The sequence below is a fragment of the Nocardia sp. NPDC056564 genome, from assembly GCF_042793755.1.
Lineage (GTDB): Bacteria > Actinomycetota > Actinomycetes > Mycobacteriales > Mycobacteriaceae > Nocardia.
In genome coordinates this window covers 77000-96234 of sequence record NZ_JBHTUR010000025.1, presented here as the reverse complement: position 1 = coordinate 96234, position 19235 = coordinate 77000, and the positions used below count along the sequence as shown (strand labels likewise).

Here is a 19235-nt window from a genome sequence, read left to right as displayed (position 1 = left end):
CCTGCAACAAGTTCCAGGCCGGTGGCCGGCAACACCAGTATTCTCGAAGATCGTGGATCTCACGGTGACCAGACTCGACCTCGGTGACGTGCGGATCGCCTACCGGGACTCCGGGGCGACCGCGGGTTCCGGCGTGCCCGTGGTCCTGGTGCACGGCATGGGCGGGGACGGGCACACCTGGGATCGGTTCGCCCGCGAACTGGTGCAGGCCGGTCGCCGGGTCATCATCCCCGATCTGCGCGGGCACGGCCGCAGCGCGCACACCGAGTCGTATCGGTTCGACGAATTCGGCGCCGACGTGCGGAAGCTGTGCGAAAGCCTGGAACTGGCCGAGGTGGATCTGGTCGGTCATTCGCTCGGCGGCTACGCGGTCTCCTGCGTCGCGCAGGAGCGCCCGGAACTGGTCCGTCGCCTGGTCATCGAGGAGTGCCCGCTGCCGTTGCAGTCCGGCGCCGAGGAACTGCGGCTGACCCGCCGTTTCCCGACCGTGCCCGAGCTCTGGCACGCCACCAGCAGCCTGGCCAGGCATCCGCGCGCAGTGCTCGCCTTCGACCGGTCCATGACCAGGACCGCGCTGGAACAGTTCCGCAAGCCGAACCCGGAGTGGTGGGACCGGCTGCCCGATATCACCGCGCGCACGCTGGTGCTGCGCGGCGGCCCCGGTGGCATGGTCGACCCGGCCAAGCTCGAGCTCGTGCGCGCCGCCATCCCGGACTGCGCGGTCACCGCCTTCGCCAGCGGCCACAGCATCCATCGCGACCGCTATCGCGCGTTCGCGGCCGTCGTGCACCCCTTCCTCGCGGCGTGAGCGACTTCCCGCGTACGGCCGAGCCGAGCGCGCCCGCGGTTGCGTTCGACGGACTGCCCTGTTCGACCGCCGCGGCGGAGATTCCGCTGCCCGGCACCGCCACCCGGGTGACCGGCTGGCTGTGCGTCGAACACCCCGGGGCGTGGGGGCGTGACGTGCTCGGCGACGCGGTGCTCGGCCCGGAACTCACGCCCGAGCTGGCCGCCCGCACCGCCGCCGCGCACGTGCGCCCGACCCTGATCCGCCGTCCCGGTCGCAACGAATTCACCGGCACCCGAACGGTTCTGCTCGCCAGCTCGCGGCCCGAGGGCTCCTGGTGTGAACGCTTCGAGATCACCGATCTGCATCAGCTGCTCGATCTCGATCTGGACTTGCTGAACGGTCCACCGCCGGGAATCGGTGTGCCCGTACACGATCCGCTGGTGCTAGTGTGTGCCCACGGCAAACGCGACCAGTGCTGCGCCCGGCTCGGCCGCCCCATCGCCGCCGAGCTGGCCGCGAAATACCCTGGGCAAGTGTGGGAGTGCTCGCACACCGGCGGCCACCGCTTCGCCCCCGCCCTGGTCCTGCTGCCCTCCGGGCTCACCTACGGCCGCCTCGACGCCGCCACCGCCGCGGAGATGGTCGAAGCCGCCCGCCGCGGCGAGGTCTCGCTGACCGGCCTGCGCGGCCGCAGCTGCTACCCACCCCTCGAACAACTAGCGGAAGTCGCCGTCCGCGAACAGATCTCCGCCACCACCGACGCCCTCACCGTCACCCCCGACCCGGCACCCCCGGCCGACCCCACCTCCGCCGCCGCCCTCGTCACCCACCGCGACGGCCGCCGCTGGCGAGTAACCGCCCACCCCCTCACCTTCCCACCCCGCCAAGCCACCTGCGGCGCCACCCCCAAACCCACAACCGCCCTAGCCGCCCACACCATCGAACAACTACCCCCCAACTGACCCCCCCAATCGAAACCCCCACTCGCCCAACCCAACACCCCCCCATCCGCCGCCACCCACAGACGTGAGCGGAACACCACCGAGAAGCCACTCGGTCAACGCCATCGCCAGGACCCGCTCAGCAGCACCGCCGGACGCGAGTGAGACACCACTGATGGATTACTCGGCCGATGCCGCAACCTTGCCCCGTTCGATACCGAGGCAGGAGGCGAGTGGGACATCACCGAGGAGCCACTCGGTCAATGGCGCCGCCAAGTCCCGTTCGATCGCATCGATAGGCGCGAGCGGGACATCACCGAGGGATTACTCGGCTGATGCCGCAGCTTTGTCCCGGTCGATACCGAGGTGCGAGGTAAGTGGGACACCGTTGAGGAGTTGCTCGGTCGGTGGCGCTGCCGTGTCCCGTTCGGTGTCGAGGTACGCGGCGAGTGGGGCATCGCCGAGGAGTTACTCGCCAAGTCCCGTTCGGTGGCATCGGCAGGCGCGAGCGGGGCATCACTGAGGAGTTACTCGGCTGATGTCGCAGCCTTGTCCCGTTCGATACGGAGGTGCGGGGTGAGTGGGATATCACCGGGGAGCCACTCGGTCGATAGCGCAGCCATGTCCCCTTCGGCGCCGTCGGTAGACATGAGTGGGACGCCGTTGAGGAGTTATTCGGTCGGTGGCGCTGTCACGTCCCGTTTGGTGTCGAGGTACGCGGCGAGTGGGGTATCGCCGAGGAGTTGTTCGGCCGGTCCCGTTCGGTGGCATCGGCAGGTGTGAGCGGGACATCACCGAGGGGTTACTCGGCCGATGGTGCAGCTATGTCCCCTTCGGCGCCATTGGTAGACGTGAGGGGGACGCCACTGAGGAGCTACTCGGTCGATGGCGTCGCCAAGTCCCGTTCGGTGGCATCGACGGGCGCGAGTGGGTCTCTACTGAGGGATTACTCCGTCGATGCCGCAACCATGTCCCGTTCGGTACCAGGGTTCGGGGTGTGTGGGGCATCGGCGAGGACTTGTTCGGCCGATGCCACTGCCTTGTCCCGGTCCGCGCCATCGGTAGGCGTGAGCGGGACATCAACGAGGGGTTGCTTGGTGGATGGCGCGGCTGTGTCCCGTTTGGCACCGGGGTGTTTGGCGAGTGGGACATCATCGAGAGGTTGCTTGGTGGATGGCGCGGCTGTGTCCCGTTTGGCACCGGGGTGTTTGGCGAGTGGGGCACCATCGAGGGGGATTGCTCGGTTGATGGTGCAGCCTTTGCCTGTTCGGTGTCGGGGGTTGAGGCGAGTGGGGTATCGCTCGCGGGGGTGGCCGTTGTGGCGGGCTTACCAGTGGGTGCCGGGGACCCAGCGGGCTGCGCGGCGGAGGGCGGTGCCGGTGGCTCGGCGGGCGGCCGAGCGGGGGCGTGGGTTGTGTTCGGGGACAGCGGGTTCCGCGTCTTGTTCGGTGTCTTCCACCAGTTCGCCCTTGGCGGCGGGGGAGTCCGGGAGGGCGCGGTAGTAGCGGTGCAGGATGCGGTCGCGGAACTTGGGGGTGAGCAGGGCGCCGTATTCGGCGAAGGTGCCGATCGGCACGTCGATGCGCTTGGGGCGCTCGGTCAGGGCGCGCACGATCGTCGCGGCCGCCCACTCGGGGGATTCGGCGGGCTGGCCCTGGTTGCCGCTGGGGGTGATCATCGGGGTGCGCACCAGCGGCATGTGGATGGTGGTGAAGGTGACGCCGTCGGCCATGGTCTCGACCGAGGCCACCTCGGCGAACTTGTCCAGGGCCGCCTTGCTGGCCAGGTAGGCGGCGAAGCGCGGGGTCGCCACCTGCACGCCCGCGCTGCTGATGTTGACGATGTGGCCGAACTTGCGTTCGCGCATCTGCGGCAGCAAGGCCAGCGTCATGCGCAGTGCGCCGAAGTAGTTGACCGCCATGGTGCGTTCGAAGTCGTGCAGCCGGTCGGTGGAGCGGTGGATGGCGCGGCGGATGGACCGGCCCGCGTTGTTCACCAGCATGTCGACGTGGCCGTGCTCGTCCAGGATGGTCTTCACCGCGTGGTCGACCGAGTCGGAATCGGTGACGTCACACTGGTATCCGTACGCGCTGCCGCCCGCCGCCTTGATCTCCTCGACCACGGCCGCGAGCTCGTCGGCCCGGCGCGCGAGCAGGAACACGGTGGCGCCCTTGCCCGCAACGGCGATGGCCGCCGCCTTGCCGATGCCGGAGGAAGCGCCGGTGATCAGGACATGCCGCCCGGAGATGTCACGGTTGCGACGGCCGCGCCGGTTCTCGGGCAGGCCGGCGTCAGCGGATGCTGCACTCATCGCTGCTCCTTTGCAGGGGTTGGTGGGCATGAACTTACTCTGAAGTAAGTTTACCCGCCAAGTGGAATGCGTCACTTTTCGGGGCTGGGGTCGAGGTGGTGAACACGGGCCGAACAACCTCTCGAAATCCATCGAACATATGTGCGATACTCTGCGCATGGCGGACGATCGGATGGCGGAAATCTTTGCCGCGGTGCGGCTCGGTGGTGGGGACCAAGCGGCGGCGCGACAGGCGCTGGAGAAGTTGTGGGACGAGATCGGTGAGGGCGGTGATCCCTTGCACCGCTGCGTGATTGCGCATCACCTCGCCGACCTACAGGACACGCCGGCCGCCGCGCTGCTCTGGGATCGCCGCGCGCTGGCCGCGGTGTTCGGCCCCGGCATCCCGCTGGACGAGGGCCTGCGCAGCTTCCTGCCGTCGCTGTATCTCAACCTGGCCGACAGCCACCGCCGCGTCGGCGACTTCGAGGCCGCCCGCATGCAGCTGGCCATCGCCCGCGGCCACCTCGACGTCCTCGCCAACGACGCCTACGGCGCCCTGATCCGCGCGGGGCTCGACCAGGTCGACGCCGCGCTCGCCGAGGGCTCCACGGCGCCGCTGCCGACCAGCTGACCCGTCCGGAGGAGGTGACCCGCGGTGGGCTGGAGCAACGGGCCGCCTACCTGGTCGGAACTGGAGCGGGTGCTGTCCGGCCGGCCCGGCCGGACCAACCCCGAGGCCGGGTACCCCGGCGACGGCGGCGACAGCCCGGCCTGGTCCCGCAAGCGCGGGGACTATCTGGCCGAGCCCGCACCGCCCGCCGCCGGACCGACGGTGCCGTACGCGGAACTGCACGCGCACTCGGCCTACAGCTTCCTCGACGGCGCGAGCCAGCCCGAGGAGCTGGTGGAGGAGGCGGTGCGGCTCGGCCTGGAGGCGATCGCGCTCACCGATCACGACGGCTTCTACGGCACCGTGCGCTTCGCGGAGGCGGCCAGGGAGCTGGGCATGCCGACGGTCTTCGGATCCGAGCTGTCGCTGGGCACCGCGCGGGCCGGAGCGCCGGATTCCATGCCGCGCACCGGATCTCCCGATCCCGCCGGACCGCACCTGCTGGTGCTGGCCCGCGGGCAAGAGGGCTACCGCCGGCTGTCCAGGGAGATCTCGGCCGCGCACCTGGCGGCGGGGGAGAAGGGCATCCTGCGCTACGACCTCGACGTGCTCACCGCGGCCGCCGAGGGGCAGTGGCAGATCCTCACCGGCTGCCGGAAGGGTCATCTGCGGCAAGCGCTCGCGGACGATTTACAGTCGGGCAGTACCCGTCTGGTGCGCTCCGAGGCCGCGCTGCGCGACCTGACCGAACGGTTCGGCGATGACCGGGTGAGCGTGGAGCTGACCCACCACGGCATCCCGGAGGACGACGAGCGCAACGCCCAGCTCATCGCCCTGGCCGATCGCCTCGGTCTGCCCGTGATCGCCACCACCGGAGCGCATTTCGCCGCCCCGGCGCAGCGCCGCCGGGCCATGGCGCTCGCCGCGATCCGGGCCAGGCAGAGCCTGGACGAGATCGCGGGCTGGCTGGCCCCGGCCGGCGGCGCGCACCTGCGCTCCGGTGCGGAGATGGCGCGGCTGTTCGCCGACTGCCCGCAGGCGGTGCGCAACGCGGCCACGCTGGCCCGCGAATGCGCCTTCGACCTGAAACTGATCGCGCCGAACCTGCCGCCGTTCGAGGTGCCCGCCGGCCACGACGAGAAGTCCTGGCTGCGCGAACTCACCTATCGCGGCGCCGCCGTCCGTTACGGTCCGCCGGAACGAAACCCGCAGGCATACAAGCAGATCGAGCACGAACTCGCGGTGATCGACGAGCTGGACTTCCCCGGCTACTTCCTGGTGGTGCACGACATCATCACCTTCTGCAAGGACCGCGACATCCTCTGTCAGGGCCGGGGCTCGGCGGCCAACTCGGCCGTCTGTTACGCGATCGGCATCACCAACGTCGACCCGGTCACCAACAACCTGCTGTTCGAACGCTTCCTCTCGCCGGAACGCGACGGCCCGCCCGATATCGACGTCGACATCGAATCCGACCGCCGCGAGGAAGCCATCCAGCACGTCTACACCAGGTACGGCCGCGCGTACGCCGCTCAGGTCGCCAATGTGATCACCTATCGCGGCAAGTCCGCGGTCCGCGATGCCGCACGCGCACTGGGCTTTTCGCCGGGTCAGCAGGACGCGTGGAGCAAACAGGTGAGCCGGTGGAACGGCGTCGGCGGGGAGACCGGCACCGACATCCCCACCGAGGTGCTGGAGCTGGCCGCCGAAATCGAAGGACTGCCAAGGCATCTCGGCATCCACTCCGGCGGCATGGTGATCTGCGACCGCCCCATCGCCGACGTCTGCCCGGTGGAATGGGCGCGCATGCCCGGCCGCAGCGTGTTGCAGTGGGACAAGGACGATTGCGCCGCCATCGATCTGGTGAAGTTCGACCTGCTCGGCCTCGGCATGCTCTCCGCGCTGCACTACATGATCGACCTGGTGCGCGAGCACACCGGCGAGATCGTCGAGCTGCACAAGCTCGATCTGCGGGAAGCCGCCGTCTACGACATGCTCTGCCGCGCCGACTCGGTGGGCGTGTTCCAGGTGGAGTCGCGGGCGCAGATGGCCACGCTGCCCCGGCTGCGGCCGCGCGAGTTCTACGACCTGGTGGTGGAGGTGGCGCTGATCCGGCCCGGCCCGATCCAGGGCGGTTCGGTGCACCCCTACATCCGGCGGCGCAACGGCAGCGAGGAGGTGACCTACGACCATCCGGCGCTGGAGAATTCGCTGTCCCGCACGCTCGGCGTTCCGCTGTTCCAGGAGCAGCTCATGCAGATGGCCGTCGACATCGCCGGTTTCACCGCCACCGAGGCCGACCAGCTGCGCCGAGCGATGGGCTCCAAACGTTCCCCGGAACGCATGGAGGGGCTGAAAGACCGTCTCTACCAAGGCATGCGCGACCTGCACGGCATCACCGGCGAGGTCGCCGACCGCATCTACGAGAAGCTCTACGCGTTCGCGAATTTCGGCTTCCCGGAAAGCCATTCGCAGAGCTTCGCGTCGATCGTGTTCTACTCGTCGTGGTTCAAGCTGCATCATCCCGCCGCCTTCTGCGCCGGTCTGCTGCGTGCGCAACCGATGGGCTTCTACTCCCCGCAATCGCTGGTCGCCGACGCGCGCAGGCACGGGGTCCTGGTGCACGGCCCCGACATCAACGCCAGCCGCGCCGAGCCCACCCTCGAGCACGCGGGCACCCAGGTGCGCCTCGGCCTGGCCGCGATCCGGCACATCGGCACCGACCTCGCCGAAAGGATCGTCGCCGCCCGCGATCAGTGCCCGTACACCTCCTTCCTCGACCTGACCGGACGCGTGGAACTCACCGTCGCCCAAGCGGAATCGCTCGCCACCGCGGGCGCGCTCGGCGGTCTGGGCAGCACCCGCAGGGCGGCGTTGTGGGCGGCCGGCGCCGCCGCGGGCGAACGCCAGGATCGACTGCCCGGCACCGGCGCCGCCACCACCGCCCCCGTGCTGCCCGGCATGAGCGACCTCGAGCTGGCCGCCGCCGACGTCTGGGCCACCGGCGTCTCCCCGGGCAGCTATCCCACCGAGTTCCTGCGCCCGCGGCTCGACGCACTCGGCGTGATCCCGGCCGCCGGGCTGCTCGCCGTGCGCGACGGGTCGCGAGTCCTGGTGGGCGGGGCGGTGACGCACCGCCAACGCCCGGCCACGGCCGCGGGCGTCACCTTCATCAACCTCGAAGACGAGACCGGCATGGTGAACGTCGTCTGCTCGGTCGGCCTGTGGGCCCGCTTCCGCCGCCTGGCGCAGAGCGCTCCCGCCCTGCTCATCCGCGGTCGCGTGCAGAACGCCGAGGGGGCGGTCAGTGTCGTCGCCGAACATCTGCAACGGATGGATCTGCGCGTGGAGTCGAAGTCGCGCGACTTCCGCTGAGTCGCCGAACAACTCGGTTTTCACCGGACGGTTGTCATCGTACGATTGAAGGTTCTGCCCAGCGCGGGTCCGTTCGACACATCGGGGAGCTACCATGCCTGCGCCGTCAACCGCCGGCTCGCCTCAGCGTGCCCGCACCCGCTCGACCGGCTACCTGGCGGTGGGGGTGACGCTGATGCTCGCCGTGCCCACGGTATTGCTCAGTGTGGCAATCATTCTCACCCTCGGTGCGTGGGCGGGAATCTGGCTGGCGATCACCGCCGCGGTGGTGTGGGTGTTCTTCGGGATAATCCTCTTCGACATGGCCTGGTTCACCCCGAGCCGCGAGCGATTCGCCAAGACCTTCAAGTTCCGCCGCCCGATCCCGCCCGAAGACGAACGCCTCGCCGCCGCCTGGACGAAGGTCACCAGCGCGCCCGGCCTGGACGGCTGGCCGTACTCGCTCTGGGTGGAGGAATCCGCCGAGCCGAACGCCTACGCCGTGCCGAGTCGCATTGTCGCGGTGACGAGTTCGGCGCTCGCCGGGCTCAAACCGCGGCACCTCGAAGCGGTGCTCGCGCACGAACTCGGACACCACATCAACGTCGACCCCCGGGTGCGACTGCTCGACACCTGGCTGGCGCTGCCCGGCCGCGTCATGTGGGCGCTGTGCCGAAAGGCCGGGCGGATAGCCGGCCTCTTCGGTCCGCTCGCGCTGTACGTCCGCTTGGTGGTGGCGGTCGGGTCGCTGCCGGCCGTGGCCGTCGTGCTGACGCCGATCGTGGGGCTCGCCGCCGCGCTGGTGATCGTTGCCCTGCTGGTCGTGGAGCCGCTGACCAGGAGCGCACAGCAGCGGCGCGACGAATTCGCCGCCGACCGGGTCTCGGTCGACCTCGGTTACGGCCGCGCGCTGGCCGCCGCCCTGCGCCGCTGGGACGACCGGCCGCTGCCCCCGCTGATCGCGCTGCGGGTCAGTCTCTACGGGACGCATCCGCCCCTGGCCGCACGGATCCGGAAGATAAAACTCCGGCTCCGCGAATGACCTGGCCGCCCACACTTTTAGAGAAGTGTTAGAAGCCATCTAGAGAACGGTTATGTCGGGCCGTTCGCGCAGTTGGAGGGGCTACTGTGCGAAATATGCGGAAGCTTGCTGTGCTGTGCATCGGTCTGCTCGGTCTGACGTTGCTCGTCGGCTGTGGCAGCAACAACGACAATGCCAAGCGGGTCCCGCCGTCACCGGGACGGCCCGAGACCTACGCCACCGTGGAGCCCGCCCCAGCGGCGACGCCACCGGGGTTGCGTGATCAAGGGCCGGCGCGCAAGGACAACAACACCGGCAGCGGTGAAACCGTCACCGCGCGTAAGGAAGTCGTCACCGGCAGCGTCGAGATGACGGCGGGCAAGCCGATCGACGCGGCGAGCCGGATCGCCGACCGGGTGCGCGAGGCCGGCGGCCGGGTGGACAGCCGGACCGAACAGCCCGGCACCGACGACAACGATCCCAGCGCCACGCTCACCGTCCGGGTGCCCGCGGACAAGACCGACGCGTTCATCGACGGGCTCGGCGGCCTCGGCCGGATCACCCGGGTGCACACCAACCGCGACGACGTGACCATGCAGTGGGAAGACCTGGACGCCAGGATCAAGGCGCTGCAGGCCTCCGTCGACCGGCTGCGCGGGCTCATCGCCGGCGCGACCAACACCGCCGACCTGCTCAACGCCGAGCAGGCGCTGTCCAGCCGCCAGGGCGAGCTCGACAGTCTCACCGCGCAGAAGAAGCACCTCGACGATGAGGTCTCGCTGTCCACCCTCACGATCGACATCACCACCGCGACGACCAAGGCGCAGGAGGAGCGCGCCGACAACTTCTGGGAGGGCATCGTCACCGGCTGGAACTCGCTGGTGGACTGGCTGAAGGACGCGGTCGTGTTCACCGGCAAGGCGCTGCCGTGGCTCGGCTTCCTGGTGGTGCTGGCCGCCGTGATCTGGGGCGTCGTGCGCGCGGTGCTGCGGCGCGGCAAGCGTGATCGGGCAGAATCGGCACCGGCGGGTCCGCGGCCCGCACCCGCGGAAAGCGCAGCGGCCGCGCCGGTTACGGCACCCGCGGGCAGCGCGGCGACAGGAGAGCGGAGTGCCGGAGACGGTCCGGGCGATCATAAAACCGAACAGCCGTAAGGGCCCGCTCGTCGAGACCCTCGACGACGGCACCCTCCAGCTGTACGTGCGCGCCCCCGCCGTCGAAGGCAAGGCCAACCGGGCCGCCATCGAACTGCTCGCCGAACACTACGGAGTCCCGAAGAGCGCCGTCCGCCTGTCGGCCGGCGCTACTTCGCGCCACAAACGCTTCGCCATCGATCGCTGAACGACCTGTGCGGCAGGCGTTCTCACACTCCGCCGGGAAAGCCGAGCTGCCGCCATGCCTCGTAGGTCGCGACCGCCGCGGCGTTCGACAGATTCATCGACCGCCGCCCCGGCAGCATCGGAATGCGCAGCTGCGCGGTGACCTGCGGATCCTCGAGCACCGCCGCGGGCAACCCCGTCGGCTCGGTGCCGAACAGCAGCACGTCACCTTCGCGGTACTCCACCTCCGCGTAGCTCGTCGTCGCCTGCGTGGTGAACGCGAACACCCGCTCCGGCCGCACCGCCGCCCACGCCGCCGCGAGATCCTTGTGCACCGTCACCGACGCCAGGTCGTGGTAATCCAGCCCGGCCCGGCGCAGCTTCGCCTCCGAGAGATCGAACCCCAACGGCTCGACCAAGTGCAGCTCACACCCGGTCCCAGCGACCAGTCGGATCGCATTTCCGGTATTCCCGGGAATCGCGGGCTCATGAAACATCAGTCGGAACACGGCAGACAGTCAATCAGGCGCGGGCGCGCTCGCCGCGCGGGCCCATTGCTCCCCGCTGTTGCCGTCAGTTCGACGAGCGTTCGGGGAGGGCGCACATGCCGCCCTCGGCCATGCCGGTCGGGCGCACGCCGAGGCCCTGGTTGAGCCGGGCGCGTTGGTTTTCCCAGGCGATGGCCGAGGCCAGTTCGGCGAGTTGCGCTTTCGACAGGTGGGTCAGCAGGTCGGCGCGCAGATCGTCGAGACCGATGGCCGGAGTGGCGGTCATCGCCTCGGCGAAGGCGATGACCAGCTTTTCCAGTTCGGTGTAGGCGGTGCTGGTCCGGTAGCGCGGGAGGTCGGCGAGCTGCTGTTCGGTGAGACCGGAGGATTGGGCCAGAGCCGAGCCGATGTCGAGGCAGAATTCGCAGTTCACCAGACCCGCGGTCTTCAGTTCGGCCAGCTCTTTGAGCTTCGGGTCCAGCCGGTTGCTGAACAGCAGTGCGGTCTCGAACACGCCGGTGCCGACCAAGATCTGCGGCCGGCGCACCAACCAGCCGACCAGATCTGATCTGTGCCGCTTGGCTTTTCGCATCGCCGTCAGGTAGTGCCGGATTCGGGTCAAGGCTCTCATTACCCACCTCCTAGATCGGACAAATCGACTCTACCTACAAACTACGAGTTGTAGTAGGGGCGGCGGTAGGTGGCGTCTGTAAGAATCGGGGGGTGACCGAAGCCGACACGTCCACCGCGGGCCAGCGGGCAGGCGGCAACCTGGGCTCCCAGTTCCTGCGCAGCCACCTGCCGATGGTGCTCGTGACGCTGGTCATCGCGGTGGCGATCGTGTTCGTGGCGCAGGATCGATGGCGTCGCGGCGCGCTGTTCTTCGGCGGAGCCACCTTGCTGGCCGCGGCATTCCGCCTGTGCCTGCCCACCGCCCGGGTCGGCCTCCTCGCCGTCCGCAGCAAGCCCTTCGACGTCGGCGCCCTCACCCTGCTCGGCTCCGCCATCGTCTTCATCGCCGCCACCATCAACACCCTCGGCATCGGCTAGCCGCACACCTTCCGACTTCCCGCACACCGAATCGCCGGCGATTGCGTGTGCGGGAAATCAAGAGGTGTGCGGCGGTGGCGAAAGTGTCCGTGGTGGCGGGGATTTCGCGGTGGGGAGGTCAATTCGGTGAATCGTCCGGCGCACCCCTCGATGCGGCGGGCGAAGCCCGAAACTCAGGCCGGCTCGGCGACCAGTGCCGCGCGTCCGGATCGACTGCCGTGCAGGGCGCGGGCCTCGGCCGGGGTGACCGTCGTCGGCCGGGCCGGCGGCGCGGCGTTGATGTGCTCCTTCAGGATCTGCCCCGCCATCGGCGCGATGAACGGCGCGGCGACCAGCAGCCCGAACGAGTTGAACCGGCTGAAGCCCCAGACCAGCACCTTGGCGGGCAGCCGGACCGCGAGATCGATGATGCCCCAGCGATCGAACCGCCCGAGCTTGCGCATCCACTTCGGCAGGGTCGCCACCGAGGCGAGCGAAAGCAGCCTGCTGCCAACGTAATACGACAGACCCGCACCGTTGCGCGGCGAGGTCCACAGCAGATGGTGCATGCCCTCCTCGGCTCGCTCGGAGGTGCACAGGCGGGGCCGCACCCGCTCGAAGTACGCGCGCACCTCTTCGCGCGAGCGTGGCACATCCTCGGGCTTGCAGGTCTGCAACTCGGCGGCGATCGCGCACTCCTGCCAGAATCGCGTCTCCTCCGCCGGCGTCAAGCCGGGGCCGAACACCTCGTAGGCCTTGAGCACCGAATGCCAACCGGTGATGTGGATCCACAGCTGGGTGTCCGGGCTGTTCGCGCTGTAGCGGTTTCCGCTGATCGGTTCGATGCCGGTCATCGGCGCGTGGATCTGCATCAGGTGCTCGGCCGCCTGAATGGCGGTGCGCCCGTCGGCGATCGCGGCGATCAGGAAGTAGGAGAACGTGTGATCGAGGCGTTTGCGTGGATCGCTGTAGATGCCGCGCGAGTCGGCGACGGCCGCGGTGAGGAACGGGTCGAAGTGCTCGAGCACGACGGCGCGCTGGAAGCCGATGACCGCGGTCGGCGCGGTCCAGACCTTCCAGCTGGGCGAATCAGGACCGAAGAACCCGTAGTCGTCCCGGCGCAGGGTGGTCGGATCGAAGTGCATCACGTGCTCCTTTGCGGTGATCGCCCCGGCACCCGGGGGTGAATACAACGCAACCGTAGCAATTGCTCGCATTGAATACAACGGTTGCGTAGCATTTGTGTCCGGACGGATTCGGGATCGAGCCGCAATGCTGTCAGGATGGACCGCATGGAGGTGGAGGGGCAGTGACCACATCGCGCGCCGCGGCGGACCGGCCGCGCCGGCGCTATGCGCCACGCCTGCCGCCGGAGCAGCGCCGGGCCCAGCTGCTCGACGCCGCCTTCGCGGTGCTGAGCCGGGTGGAACTGCACGAGCTGAGCATGGAGGCGGTCGCGCAGGCCGCGGGCGTCGGCAAGCCGGTGCTCTACACCGTGTTCAAGACCCGCGCGGAACTCGTTGCGGCACTGCTGGAACGCGAGCGCGAGCGCGGCCTCGAGCAGGTCGCCGAGACCCTGCCGACCGACCTGATGGGCGCCGACCCGGTGGTCGCGGCCTCGGCCACGGTGGAGGCGTTCGTCGGTGTGGCACTGGAGAATCCGACCCGCTGGCGGCTGATCCTGGCCGGACCGGGCAACGCACCCGACGAATACCGGGAGGCGCTGCGCAATTCGCGCGCGGGCATCTTCGATCAGGCCGAAGCGCTGGTCCGCATCGGCACCGCGCTCGAACCCCGATGGGCCGGAGTGGATTCCGCGCTGCTCACCAACTCGCTGCTCCAGGTCGCCGAGATGCTCGGCCGGCTGGCGGTCAGCGAGCCCGACGAATACCCGCGCGAACGGCTCGAGGGCTTCGTCCACGCGATCGTCGGCCTACTGGTCGGCGCGCCACCGAAAGACGCAGGCGCATAACGTTTCCGAGCGCCCGAGCCGAATTCAGCCGTTGGGCCGACGGTGCTGCTGGGCCAGCCGCATCGTTTCGGTCAGCAGCTTCGACACCGCGGCGGCCTCGGTGAGAAACCCGTCGTGCCCGTCCCGCGAGTGCACGACCTCCAGCCCGTCGCACCCCGGCAGTCCTTCGGCGAGTTCCTGCTGCGTGCGCAGCGGATACAGCCGATCGGAGTCGACCCCGCCGACCACGCACGGCACCGGCGTGGCGGCCAGCGCCGCCCGCACCCCGCCGCGCCCACGGCCGATGTCATGCCGGTTCATCGCCTCGGTCAGCAGCACGTAGGTGCCGGGATCGAAGCGCCCGCACAGCTTGTCGGCCTGATGGTCCAGGTAGCTCTGCACCGCGTACCGGCCGCCGCGCCACGGATCCTCGGCGCCCTGCGCGCCGTTCTCGAACCGGTGATCCAGCTCGTCCTCGGTGCGGTAGGTCAGGTGCGCGATCCGCCGGGCGATGCCCATGCCGGTCATCGGCGCGCGGTCGGTGTCGTGATAGTCGCCGCCCTGCCAGTCCGGGTCGGCCTTGATCGCCGCGATCTGGGTGGTCTGGGTGCCGATCTGGTCGGCGGTGGCACGCGCGCCGACGGCCAGCACCAGCGCGGAGCCGACCCGGTCCGGCGCGCCGACCATCCACTCCAGCACCCGCATGCCGCCCATCGACCCGCCGACCACGGCGGCCAGCCGCTCGATGCCGAGCCGGTCCAGCAGGGCCGCCTCGGCCGCCACCTGGTCGCGGATGGAGATCTCCGGAAACCGCGAGCCCCAAGGCTTTCCGTCCGGCGCCAGGGTCGACGGTCCGGTGCTGCCCTGGCAGCCGCCGAGCACGTTCGTCGCGATCACACACCACTCGTCGGTGTCGAGCGGACAGCCTGGCCCGACCATCCCGTCCCACCAGCCGGGCAGCGGGTGGATGTCGTCGGGGTGGCCGACCACATGCGAGTCGCCGGTCAGCGCGTGCTCGACCAGCACCACGTTGTCCAGCGTGGGGGACAGCTCGCCCCAGCGCTGCACGGCGAGGTGCACCTGCGGGATGACCGCGCCGCTCTCCAGCTTGACGTCGCCGATGGCGATGATGCCGAGCCGCCCGTCCGGGGGTGGCAGGGCCACCCCGGACGAACGGGCGAAACTCGGTTCGGTACTGGAGGTCACGTCGCCGCCGCCGCGAAACCGGCACGCAGATCGCTCAGGATGTCCTCGATTCCCTCGATGCCCACCGCCAAGCGGACCAGACCCGGAGTGACGCCGGCGAGCAGTTGCTCTTCGGGTGTCAGCTGTGAGTGTGTGGTCGACGCGGGGTGAATCACGAGGGAGCGCACATCTCCGATGTTAGCCACATGGCTGTGCAGGGCTAATCCGTCCACGAACTTCTTGCCCGCATCGACACCGCCGCGCAGCTCGAAGGCGACGATCGCGCCCGGCCCCTTCGGCGCCAGCTGCTGCGCGCGCTCGTACCACGGCGAATCCGGCAGGCCGGCGTAGATCACCTTGGTGACGTCCGGCTGCTCGGTCAGGAATTCGGCCACCGCCTTGGCGTTGGCCACGTGCCGCTCGACCCGCAGGCTCAGCGTCTCGATGCCCTGGCTGATCAGGAACGCGTTGAACGGCGAGATGGCCGAACCGAGGTCGCGCAGCAACTGCACGCGCGCCTTGAGTGCGAAGGCGGGCGCGCCGAGATCGGCGAACACCGCGCCGTGGTAGCTCGGGTCCGGTGTGGTGAAGCCGGGGAAGCGGGGCAGGCCCTGCGCGTCGGTCACCGTCCAGTCGAAGTTGCCGCCGTCGACGATCACCCCGGCCACCGCCGAGCCGTGCCCGCCGAGGTACTTGGTCGCCGAGTGCACGACGATGTCGGCGCCGTGCGCCAGCGGCTGGATCAGGTACGGGGTGGCCACCGTGTTGTCCACGATGAGCGGCAGCCCGGCGTCGTGCGCGATCGCGGAGATGCCGGGGATGTCGAAGATCGCGCTGCTCGGGTTGGCGATGGTCTCGCCGTAGAACGCCTTGGTGTTCGGGCGGATCGCGGCCCGCCACTGATCCAGGTCGTCGGGATCGTCGACGAAGGACACCTCGATGCCGAGCTTGGGCAACGAGTAGTGGAAGAGGTTGTAGGTGCCGCCGTAGAGGTGCGGGCTGGACACGATGTGGTCGCCCGCGGACGCCAGGTTCAGGATCGCGAAGGTCTCCGCGGCCTGACCGGAGGCCAGCAGCAGGGCCGCGACACCGCCCTCGAGCGCGGCGACGCGCTGCTCGACCACGTCCTGGGTGGGGTTCATGATCCGGGTGTAGATGTTGCCCGGCTCGGCGAGCCCGAACAGCGCTGCGGCGTGGTCGGTGTCGCGGAAGGCGTACGAGGTGGTCTGGTAGATGGGCAGGGCCCGGGCGCCGGTGGCGCCGTCGGGGGCCTGCCCCGCGTGCACCTGCTTGGTCTCGAAGGACCACTGCGCGGTGGGATCGACGTCGGCCGCGGGCACGGTGGAATCACTCATGAGCTTTGCTCCAAAGAAAAGGGTTGTTCGCCAGAACTACGGGGGTTATCGGGATTTGGGCGAAGTACAACAACACATTTCGGGAACCTCCTGAAAGCGCGCTTGCTCTCGACCTTCGAGAGCCCGGTCATCACCCGGAGCACCCCACCGCTGCTGGAGGGTTGCCGTCCAGCAAGCCGGGGCTTCGCGCTGGCACTCATGACCTCAGGGAATCATAACCGGCCGCCCCGCAGCGGCCGAAACCTATCCGCGAACTCAGCCGGAAGTGCTGGTCCGCGCGCCGCCGCAGACCCGGATGAACTCGTCGTACGCCGCGCAGAACGAGTTGCGCCCCGCGGTCGCGGCATCGTGCAGATCGTCGTGGTCGAACATGCTCTCGCCGCACTCCATCGCGAGGTGACCGATGAGCTGCCAGGTGCCGAGGATCAGCCGCACCGGCAGCGCGCAGGGCGTGGTGCCGAGTCGTTCGGCGACCACCGCGGCGATGGCGATGTTCTTGTTGTCCGCGTGCTCGATGCTGCGCGCGCTGACCGCGGGGCTGCTGCGCACGATCCGCTGCATCTGCTGGAACTGCCGGAACGAGACCGGCCCGCCGCCGGGTTCGCTGACGGCTCGGTCGATCACCCGCAGGAACGCCGTACGTAGCGATTCCAGCTCGTTGCCGCCGGCCGGTAGTTCGCGCAGCGTCTGCGCCACGGCCTGGCCGAAGTCCTGCACCGGCCCGAGCACGATGTCCTCTTTGCTGTCGAAGTACCGGTTGATCGTGCGCGGCGAGACGTCCGCGGCGTTGGCGATCTGCTCGACCGTCGTCGCGTCGAAACCCTGTGTGTCGCACAGGTTCAGCCCGACCTCGATGATCCGCAACCGGGTCTGCTGCTTCTTGCGTTCGCGCAGGCCGGGATGGGCGTTCGCGGGGGTCTCCGCTGCGGCAGTCGTGCCCGTCGGCGTCGGTGACTCGAGCATGTTCCCACCTTATCGCAACCCAGAGTTTTCGTGTCTTTAACCGCCAAATGTCGTACTGCGACATTTTGCTCTTGACGCCAAATGTCGCTTACTGACAGGATAGCCACCGAGTTCGAACGAAGAGGAGATGACCGTGACCGACACTGCGCAAGCGGTAGAAGTTCCCCAGAAACAAGGCAGTTCGGCACGCTGGTTCGCCCTCGGCGTGATCGCATTGGCCCAGCTCATGGTGGTGCTGGACGCCACCATCGTGACCATCTCGCTGCCCTTCGCGCAGCAGGACCTCGGCATCAGCGACGGCAACAAGCAGTGGATGCTGACCGCTTACACGCTGATCTTCGGCGGCCTGCTGCTGCTCGGCGGCCGGCTGGCCGACTACCTCGGCCGACGGCGGATGTTCATCGTCGGCTTGGTCGGTTTCGCCGCCGCGTCGGCACTTGCCGGGCTCGCGCAGAACGGCGCGGAGATGTTCGCCGGACGCGCGCTGCAGGGTGCGTTCGCGGCCCTGCTCGCCCCCGCGGCGTTGTCGCTGTTGTCGGTGACCTTCACCGAGGCGCGCGAACGAGCCACCGCGTTCGGCGTGTTCGCCGGCATCTCCGCCGGTGGCGCCGCGCTCGGCCTGATCGCCGGCGGCGCGCTCACCGAGTACGCCTCCTGGCGCTGGTGCCTGCTGGTGAACACCCCGATCGCGCTGCTCGCCCTGGTCGGCGCGCTGGCCTGGGTGGTCAGGGACGTGCCTGCCCCGCGCACCGGCGGCTACGACGTGCCCGGCGCGGTCACCGTGACGCTCGGCCTGATCTCGATCGTCTACGGCTTCAGCCGCGCGGCCGAGGACGGCTGGCTGGCCGGCAGCACCCTGGGCCTGCTCATCGCCGGTGCCGCGCTGCTGATCGCCTTCGTGATGATCGAACGGCGCTCGGCCAATCCGCTGCTGCCGCTGCACATTCCGGGTGAGATCAACCGTGGCGGCGCGTTCCTCGCGGCGTTGCTCGTGCCGATCGCCATGTTCGCGATGTTCCTGTTCCTGAGCTACTACTTCCAGATCACCCTCGGCTACTCCTCGCTCAAGGCCGGCTTCGCGTTCCTGCCCTTCCCGGCCGGCATCGCGATCTCCGCGGGTATCACCAGCGCGCTGCTGCCGAAGCTCGGCCCGCGTCCGCTGATGGTGGCCGGCGCCGTGCTCGGCGTGCTCGGCCTGCTGTGGCTGGCCCAGCTCGGCTTCGGCGACAGCTACGCCACCAGCGTGCTGCCCGCGCAGGTGCTGATCGCGCTCGGCATGGGTCCGCTGTTCGTCGGCATGCAGACCGTCGCACTGCACCAGGTCGAGGAGGCGGACTCCGGCGTGGCCAGCGCGCTGCTGAACGCGGCGCAACAGGTCGGCGGCGCGGTCGGCACGGCCCTGCTGACCACCATCTCGGTGCAGACCGCCAAGTCCTACGCGGAGAGCCACGCGACGATCGACAACCTGATCGCCCGCGCCTCGATCCACAGTTACGACGTGGCGTTCTACGTCGGCGCCGGATTCTTCCTCGCCGCCGTTCCGGTCATCGCGTTCATGATCCGGGACCGGCCGGAGAACCTGATCGAAGGTTCCGAGGACGGGGCGCGCCCGGTCCACGTCGGCGTCTGAGAATTTCCCGCACCATCCCTCGGTCCGCGTATCGCCAGCTCGGCGATGCGCGGACCGAGGTCGTCGGGTGTGACGAGCGACGAATTGCGGAATGACCTACCAGTCAGTAAGTTCGTGGGGTTCTCACTCGGGGGGCTGCCAGCACACCACGATCATCGGCAGCAGTACGCTTGTCTTGTTTGCACCACACGTCTCGCGGACAACGCGGGGCATATACGTTGTCTGTTGGAACAGCTGGGGTCCGCTCACAAGCGTGTTCACCTGGCCGTGCAATGAGGGCACCATCCTAGGAGGACACGAAGATCC

The 19235-nt window shown here is 69.2% G+C and carries 17 protein-coding genes and 1 riboswitch; of the genes, 10 read left to right on the top strand and 7 right to left on the bottom strand.

From position 1 onward, the window contains the following. Window positions 1-52: 52 nt before the first annotated feature. Window positions 53-808: an alpha/beta fold hydrolase gene (locus ACFQ9K_RS39785; protein WP_378714770.1), complete on the top strand. Its 756-nt coding sequence runs from the start codon at window positions 53-55 to the stop codon at window positions 806-808. Window positions 809-861: 53 nt separating this feature from the next. After that, window positions 862-1752 carry a sucrase ferredoxin gene (locus ACFQ9K_RS39780; RefSeq protein WP_378714914.1) on the top strand — a complete coding sequence of 297 codons (891 nt, stop codon included), beginning with the start codon at window positions 862-864 and terminating at the stop codon, window positions 1750-1752. Window positions 1753-3058: 1306 nt separating this feature from the next. On the opposite strand, the gene ACFQ9K_RS39775 is transcribed toward ACFQ9K_RS39780, so the two are convergent. Beyond that, a complete protein-coding gene (locus ACFQ9K_RS39775) occupies window positions 3059-4042 on the bottom strand; it encodes an SDR family NAD(P)-dependent oxidoreductase (RefSeq protein ID WP_378714771.1) in 984 nt (327 codons plus the stop codon). 157 nt (window positions 4043-4199) lie between these two features. On the opposite strand from ACFQ9K_RS39775, the gene ACFQ9K_RS39770 reads away from it, so the two are divergent. From ACFQ9K_RS39770 to ACFQ9K_RS39750, 5 genes are all read left to right on the top strand, one after another. Continuing rightward, window positions 4200-4655, top strand: coding sequence for a hypothetical protein (locus ACFQ9K_RS39770; RefSeq protein WP_378714773.1), 456 nt, complete (start codon window positions 4200-4202; stop codon window positions 4653-4655). A gap of 24 nt (window positions 4656-4679) precedes the next feature. Continuing rightward, window positions 4680-8009: an error-prone DNA polymerase gene (locus tag ACFQ9K_RS39765; protein ID WP_378714774.1), complete on the top strand. Its 3330-nt coding sequence runs from the start codon at window positions 4680-4682 to the stop codon at window positions 8007-8009. Between the two features lie 94 nt (window positions 8010-8103). Further along, complete coding sequence (locus ACFQ9K_RS39760; RefSeq protein WP_378714776.1) at window positions 8104-9030, top strand: M48 family metalloprotease; 927 nt, start codon at window positions 8104-8106, stop codon at window positions 9028-9030. A gap of 95 nt (window positions 9031-9125) precedes the next feature. Beyond that, entirely contained in the window at window positions 9126-10163 is a 1038-nt protein-coding gene (locus ACFQ9K_RS39755; RefSeq protein ID WP_378714778.1) for a DUF4349 domain-containing protein, read from the top strand. After that, window positions 10120-10350, top strand: a complete 231-nt coding sequence (locus ACFQ9K_RS39750; protein ID WP_378714779.1) for a DUF167 domain-containing protein — start codon at window positions 10120-10122, stop codon at window positions 10348-10350. The genes ACFQ9K_RS39755 and ACFQ9K_RS39750 overlap by 44 nt, the downstream gene beginning before the upstream one ends. Window positions 10351-10372: 22 nt before the next feature. On the opposite strand, the gene ACFQ9K_RS39745 is transcribed toward ACFQ9K_RS39750, so the two are convergent. Both ACFQ9K_RS39745 and ACFQ9K_RS39740 read right to left on the bottom strand, forming a co-directional pair. After that, complete coding sequence (locus ACFQ9K_RS39745) at window positions 10373-10837, bottom strand: tRNA (cytidine(34)-2'-O)-methyltransferase (protein ID WP_378714781.1); 465 nt, start codon at window positions 10835-10837, stop codon at window positions 10373-10375. A gap of 64 nt (window positions 10838-10901) precedes the next feature. Beyond that, window positions 10902-11447 carry a carboxymuconolactone decarboxylase family protein gene (locus ACFQ9K_RS39740; RefSeq protein ID WP_378714783.1) on the bottom strand — a complete coding sequence of 182 codons (546 nt, stop codon included), beginning with the start codon at window positions 11445-11447 and terminating at the stop codon, window positions 10902-10904. Window positions 11448-11620: 173 nt separating this feature from the next. Here ACFQ9K_RS39740 and ACFQ9K_RS39735 point away from each other — a divergent pair, with 173 nt between their 5' ends. After that, a complete protein-coding gene (locus ACFQ9K_RS39735; RefSeq protein WP_378714916.1) occupies window positions 11621-11866 on the top strand; it encodes a DUF3017 domain-containing protein in 246 nt (81 codons plus the stop codon). A gap of 173 nt (window positions 11867-12039) precedes the next feature. Here the strand turns inward: ACFQ9K_RS39735 and ACFQ9K_RS39730 are convergent, their stop codons facing one another. Then, window positions 12040-12990 (bottom strand): oxygenase MpaB family protein, encoded by a 951-nt coding sequence (locus ACFQ9K_RS39730; RefSeq protein ID WP_378714784.1) that lies wholly within the window; start codon window positions 12988-12990, stop codon window positions 12040-12042. Window positions 12991-13154: 164 nt separating this feature from the next. Between ACFQ9K_RS39730 and ACFQ9K_RS39725 the strand changes: the two genes are divergently transcribed. Continuing rightward, on the top strand, window positions 13155-13817 hold the full coding sequence (locus ACFQ9K_RS39725) for a TetR/AcrR family transcriptional regulator (RefSeq protein WP_378714786.1): 663 nt from the start codon (window positions 13155-13157) through the stop codon (window positions 13815-13817). Between the two features lie 24 nt (window positions 13818-13841). On the opposite strand, the gene ACFQ9K_RS39720 is transcribed toward ACFQ9K_RS39725, so the two are convergent. The 3 genes from ACFQ9K_RS39720 to ACFQ9K_RS39710 form a co-directional block, all read right to left on the bottom strand. Further along, complete coding sequence (locus tag ACFQ9K_RS39720) at window positions 13842-14960, bottom strand: homoserine O-acetyltransferase (protein WP_378714918.1); 1119 nt, start codon at window positions 14958-14960, stop codon at window positions 13842-13844. 38 nt (window positions 14961-14998) lie between these two features. Next, window positions 14999-16336 (bottom strand): bifunctional o-acetylhomoserine/o-acetylserine sulfhydrylase, encoded by a 1338-nt coding sequence (locus tag ACFQ9K_RS39715; RefSeq protein WP_378714788.1) that lies wholly within the window; start codon window positions 16334-16336, stop codon window positions 14999-15001. A 93-nt stretch (window positions 16337-16429) separates the two neighbouring features. Continuing rightward, window positions 16430-16540, bottom strand: a riboswitch (SAM riboswitch). A gap of 51 nt (window positions 16541-16591) precedes the next feature. After that, entirely contained in the window at window positions 16592-17299 is a 708-nt protein-coding gene (locus ACFQ9K_RS39710) for a TetR/AcrR family transcriptional regulator (protein ID WP_378714790.1), read from the bottom strand. Window positions 17300-17426: 127 nt separating this feature from the next. Here ACFQ9K_RS39710 and ACFQ9K_RS39705 point away from each other — a divergent pair, with 127 nt between their 5' ends. Then, entirely contained in the window at window positions 17427-18929 is a 1503-nt protein-coding gene (locus ACFQ9K_RS39705) for an MFS transporter (protein ID WP_378714791.1), read from the top strand. The last annotated feature ends 306 nt before the right edge of the window (window positions 18930-19235 follow it).

Coding starts and splice junctions, on each gene's coding strand:
- ACFQ9K_RS39705 (WP_378714791.1), top strand. CDS start 17,427: ATGACCGTGACCGACACTGCGCAAGCGGTAGAAGTTCCCCAGAAACAA.
- ACFQ9K_RS39775 (WP_378714771.1), bottom strand. CDS start 4,042: ATGAGTGCAGCATCCGCTGACGCCGGCCTGCCCGAGAACCGGCGCGGC.
- ACFQ9K_RS39760 (WP_378714776.1), top strand. CDS start 8,104: ATGCCTGCGCCGTCAACCGCCGGCTCGCCTCAGCGTGCCCGCACCCGC.
- ACFQ9K_RS39715 (WP_378714788.1), bottom strand. CDS start 16,336: ATGAGTGATTCCACCGTGCCCGCGGCCGACGTCGATCCCACCGCGCAG.
- ACFQ9K_RS39730 (WP_378714784.1), bottom strand. CDS start 12,990: ATGCACTTCGATCCGACCACCCTGCGCCGGGACGACTACGGGTTCTTC.
- ACFQ9K_RS39770 (WP_378714773.1), top strand. CDS start 4,200: ATGGCGGACGATCGGATGGCGGAAATCTTTGCCGCGGTGCGGCTCGGT.
- ACFQ9K_RS39710 (WP_378714790.1), bottom strand. CDS start 17,299: ATGCTCGAGTCACCGACGCCGACGGGCACGACTGCCGCAGCGGAGACC.
- ACFQ9K_RS39755 (WP_378714778.1), top strand. CDS start 9,126: ATGCGGAAGCTTGCTGTGCTGTGCATCGGTCTGCTCGGTCTGACGTTG.
- ACFQ9K_RS39735 (WP_378714916.1), top strand. CDS start 11,621: ATGGTGCTCGTGACGCTGGTCATCGCGGTGGCGATCGTGTTCGTGGCG.
- ACFQ9K_RS39740 (WP_378714783.1), bottom strand. CDS start 11,447: ATGAGAGCCTTGACCCGAATCCGGCACTACCTGACGGCGATGCGAAAA.